General features: G+C 46.1%; 1 protein-coding gene. It reads right to left on the bottom strand.

Annotated elements, in window-relative coordinates; genetic code table 11:
- The coding region (locus tag C7B77_RS22680; protein WP_181243977.1) for a translocation/assembly module TamB domain-containing protein at positions 1-5230 on the bottom strand (5230 nt) is incomplete at its 3' end.
- Between the last annotated feature and the right edge of the window lie 370 nt (positions 5231-5600).

The raw sequence follows: 5600 nt of genomic DNA, 5'->3' as shown, positions 1-5600 counted from the left end.
CAGTGGTATTGGGTGTTTCTGGTAAAAAGACTTGTCCGTTACTGAGCTGGATATCGCCGGAGAGGACGGGATTGAGGGCGGTACCGAGGATGGTGAGTTTGCCATTGACATCCCCTTTGTATTTCTCTTTGACATCCACCGCAACGCCATTCATTTGGATGCCGAGTTGCTGGCTGGGTTCGATCGAAAAAGAGTCAGAAATGGGAATGATTCCGGCAATACTGACTTGTCCGCGATTGAATTTCCCGGTGAATTTTTGGACTTCGACGCGATCGAAATCAAAGATAATATCGGCATTAACATCGGTTAAGGGTTCGGGAAGGGCGACACTTTGAATTCGGCCTTTGGTGATATTGGCGGTGCCGCTGGCGGTGAGCGTTTCGATCCCTTCGCCGCCCGGTTTCATTTGGCCTTGGATCTTGAGGGCGATTTTACCTTGGCCATCGAGCCAGGAGAGTTGTTGTTTGCTCAAGACGTCGATCGCTTGTAAACCCTGATTTTGCAGGCTTAAATCGATGTTAATATCGTTGCTAGCTGGTGCTTGGAGAGCAAAGGGCAGTTGATAGGGAATGCTGCCAGTAATTTTAATCCGGTCTTGTTGAGAAACGATCGGACTTTTGGCGAAGTTGGCGTCGCTAGTAAAGTTCAGCCGTCCATCCCAATAGTTAAAGTTACCCGTGACGTCCTGAAGTTTAGTCGCGTTGAGCGCGCCGTCGTTAAGGACGACATCCCCACTGATGCGAGGATTGGCTAGCTCGCCACCAATTTGCGCCGAGAGGTCGATCGCGCCATCTATATCTATAGGCAGCTCGACGAGGCTGGCAAGAGCCTGTACGGGGAAGTTTTTGACATTGACCTTGGCATTTTGATTGTCGATGCCAAAATCGCCAGCGATCGAGATCTGACTATCCTCGATGGTGAGATCGAGCGGTTCGAGACGAAGTTTACCATCGCGCCAGTTGCCTTGAGCGAGGATGCGATCGAGGCGGTAGCTTTCGAGTTGCCATTTGGTACCAGCGATTTTGAAGTCACTGCGGAGTCCGGTTTTGGGACTATTCGAGAGCGAGATTTCGCCGCTAAATTCTCCTTGGAGGTTGCCGAGATCGGGAATGAGCTTCTCATCAGCTTGGCGATCTGCATCGCGATTCAGCCACCGTCGAAGTTCGGAGAGCCGCCGCAGTTGGTCGTTGAGGGAATACGGACGACTGGCGAGTCTTTCGGGTTTGGTATTGAGATCGGCGGCGGTGCCGTATTTACGCTGGGGGAATGGTTTAAACAGATCGTTGGTGCTAAAAATTTGGAGGATATTGCGAATATCTTCTAACTCGCCGCTGGGGACTTGGAGTTTGGCTTGGAAGGTGGGGGTGCTGGCTCCTGGCGAGATACTGGCGTCGAGCTGATAGGTATGTTTGCCGCGTTGAATTTCGGTACGATCGAGTGCGAGTTGGCCGTTAGCATAGCGAAAATCGCCTGCGAGTCGTTCGCCTTGAAAGGCTCCAAAAATCGGATCGATAATTTCGATCTGTTTGCCTGTAACTTGTAAATTATTCAGATCGATCGCCAGATTACCAGTTGCATTGCCACCGAATCGATACTGTTGAATGCCTGCATTTTTAGGAATCCAGGGGAGTAATAAAGTTATGGGCAATCTTTGGACATCAATGCCGAGGATCTTGCCATCGACATTGCCGTTGGCGGTAATATCTTGTTGCTTGAGCGCGAAACTTTGGGGCTGTAAATTACGATCGAGTGTTAGTGCCAATCGATCGTTTTCACCTGCAAAATCAATGTCTACTCCTTCTCCAGGATTTGCTCGAACATTACCTGTCAGGTTGCGCTCGAATTTTAGTGCGCCGATTTGAAAATTAGTTAATTTTGTTTGTCCCGAAACGAGCAGATTTGCCAGACTATTTTCCTGAAGGTTGCCGCGCAGTTGCCACTGCGCGCTCAGTTGTCCGGCTAAACGGTTTTCTGGGGGTGAGTTAGCACCGATGGCAGCGGCGACATTTGGCGGTGCAAATTTAACTAGTTCGCCAATATTTAGGCGATCGGCGATCGTGTTACCCTGCCACTGTCCGTTATCGATCGCTAAATTATTGACTTGAATATTACCGCCGAGAATATTGCTAATTCGTCCGTTACCACTAGCTTGAATTTTTGCTAGTTCTGGAGTTTTAAGGTTGCCCGCAGCTTTAAAGCTACCAGATAATAAGCCTACTTTAATTGCTGCTGGTAATTGTCGATTTACGGTGCCGAGTTGCAAACCGTTCGCGGTAAGATCGCTTTGCCATGCCCCAGCATTAGTTTGGAAATTATTTGCATTAATTTCGCCACCGTTGGCTAATTTCAACTTACCATTGCCGCTAGCTTGAATGGTAGTGGGGGTTAATTTATTAACATTTGCAGATATATTAAAATTACCAGAGATTTTACCCGCTTTTAACTGAGGATCTAGTTGAGTATTCAGATTGCCTAATTGGAAATTAGCGATCGCCAGATTGCTAGAGAGATTACCACCTGCTAATTTCAAACCCGTAGCGCGAATGCTGCCATCGGCTAATTTTAGTTCGCCATCGCCTGCTACTTGCAATCGATCTAGGTTAACTCTGTCCAAATCTCCATTTGCAATGAACTTACCACTCAGTCGCGCCGAATTAAATTTAGTCGGTATTTCGGTGTTGATATCGCCTAATTTTAATCGATCGACTTCAAAATCACCGCGCCATTTTCCGGCATTAAGTTCCAGTTGGCGAGCGAGAACATTACCCGCCGCCAAGCTCAAGTTACCACTACCAGTTACGTTAATATTTTCTGGTTTGAGCTGTTGGATATCTCCGGCAACTTTGAAGTTACCATCTAGCTTGGCATCTTTAAATTTGAGCGGAACTTCAGGGGCGAGACTACCGATTACTAATGATGAAGCTTGGAGATTCCCCTGCCATTTACCGCGATCGATCTGTAAGTTATTGCCGACGATTTTACCTTGAGGTAATACGATTTCGCCCTTGCCTACTCCGCGCAGCGATTCGGGTGCAAAAGATTTGAGATTGCCTGCAAGTTGCGCCGAGCCGCTCAATTGTCCGCCAACTTTAGGAGCGAGTGCAGATAATGGGAGTCGGTTGGCGGTAAATAATCCTTGCCAGTTACCATTGGCGATCGTCAGATTTTGCGACTGAATTTCTCCAGTTTTAAGTTTAAATTTACCCTGCCCCTGCGCTTGGATATTCTCTGGCGTTATCTGCTTGAGATTGTTACCACTGAGATTAAAATTACCACTAATAACTCCTGGTGGTAGCTGATTCTTACTTGGAGATGCTGGGTCTAAATTATTGCTATCGATACTATCAGCTACGAGTTGCCGAAGATCGAGAGCATTACTACTAACATTAGCTTTCCACACACCGCGATCGAGATTAATTCGATCGGCGATTACTGTTCCGGCTGGCAACTGTAAATTTAAGTTACCACTAGCTTGAATTCGATCGATATCGATATCGTTATTAAGACCTGCCACCCGAACATTACCGTCTAATTTACCACTATAATTAGGTGGTAATTTCACTCCGTTAAGCTGTGCTAATTGCTGCGTATCTACCGCCTGCGGCTGTAAATTCAGTCGCCAATTAGTTGGTGTAATTTCACCTGTGGCTCGCACTGTTCCCCCAGCCGCCGAGAGCGTCGCACCCCGCACGATCGTTTTTCCTTGAGGTGTAATCTGGAGATCGGTACTGACGGGATAAGTTGCCTGCGGTGCATCGATCTTTAAATTGGTAAAAATAGCCTCTCCAGTACCCGCGATCGTACCCCGTACCGCTGCATTGCCAATTTTTAACTGCGTGGGTAGTTTCGCGCCGTACAGCCGACTCAGGGCATCGCCAGGGAGATTATTTCCCTGCACCTGGAAGCTAGTTCGGGGAATTTTTAAAAGCTGAATTTCCCCTTGGGTGGTTACCTTACCACCTAATTTAGGTTGTGCGATCGCGTCTAAGGTAATGCGTCCATCGGCAAGTTTAAAGTTACCATCTACCCGCTCGACTTGCACGCGATCGACTTGACTGATTTGGGTATTATTAAACCTTCCAGCTAAAATTGGTCGATCCAATTTACCCGTTAATTGTAACTGAGCGACTGCGGTACCAGCAAGGGGAAAAGGTGACTTAACATCGATGCTTTTAAAAACATCTGGCAAGGTTATCGGCGCAGTCTGCGCACTTAAATTATAACCAGTACTATAATTGAGATCGCCACTGACGACTCCAGCAACTCGATCGTATTTGGTCGTTACATTGTTAAACTTGACCGCTCGTTCCGATACATTAATAAAGCCGTTAACCTCATCCAGACTCTTCGGTACATTGTTAATAACAATTTTGCCATTATTAACCAATAAATTACTATTAATCCTTAAATCTTTCTGAGGTTGAATCGCTAGGCTCAAATCGCCATCTACCGTACCGCTGGCGATCGTTACTTCGGGAATTTTGACAATTCGCGTTGCGGCGAATGCATCTAATTTTTGACCCTTAACCGATAGCTCGGTTGCTCCACTCGCGATCGAACTATTACCTTTAAAATTTACCTGTCCGTTTTCTTGAAACTGCGCGCCACCATTAAATGTAACTCGATCTTGTCGATCGTTGACATCGGCTTGGAGATTAATTTTACTGACAGTAATCGGCTGCGGCACTTGACTGTAGGGTACGATCGTCATGCGCGCATCATCGATTTTAATCGTACCGACTTCAATCTTTATAGGTGGGGGCGGTTGCTTCTCCTGAGGGGGAATATTTAACCAATTACCTTGAGTATTTTGAGCTAACTCGATCTGGGGTGAAGCCAGCCTTACATCCAATTTTAACGAGCGATCGAATAATAACTTAAACGGATTAAAACTGACATATACATCTGGAGCTACTATCTGGTTTAAATCTCTCCCATTGGTCGGTATTTTAGCATTCTTAATATGAATCTCATTAAACCAAATATCTTGGAGTTTACCCAAATTAACCGGACGCTTGAGACTTTTGGTTAGCTCGCGATCGACAATTGGAATTAAGTTGTCTTTTGCCCACCATTGACCGAATCCGAGCGCAACTATTGCTAACAAAAATAAAACTAAACCGATCGCGCTGCCAGTTTTTAAAAACAACTTCAGCCACCGACGCGAACTATAGGAGGAATTATTTGTCAATTGACACGGAGTAGATTGGTGTTGCGGCTCGATTTTCACTCTTAGCTCGATGGTGATGTCAAAGTTAAAATTAGAATCGATATTGGAACTAGATTAACAAAAATCGAGTGTTTAAATCCCCCTCCTTTAGGTGGATTATTTTTAGCTGGGGATCTGCTTACGCTAATATCAACCTAAACTCTTCTAAGATTCTGGTGTCTACGCTACGAACAGTCGTCCTTAAGGTATTGTGCCCAATGTTAACACCCGATCGACACGATCGCAATTTTAGTTCTCGCGCATCTGTCCCCTAGAGCAGTGATGGCGGTATCTAGAGATGGTTTAAGTCCAATTTAGCCGCTATTTGCTCGGTATTGCTATGTCGAGCAGATTTAGTAGTCGCTCCTAGTCATGATGAATGCTGCGGATG

It is taken from the genome of Chamaesiphon polymorphus CCALA 037 (assembly GCF_003003845.1).
Classification (GTDB): Bacteria; Cyanobacteriota; Cyanobacteriia; order Cyanobacteriales; family Chamaesiphonaceae; genus Chamaesiphon; species Chamaesiphon polymorphus.
This window is presented reverse-complemented; position numbering and strand designations above follow the sequence as displayed.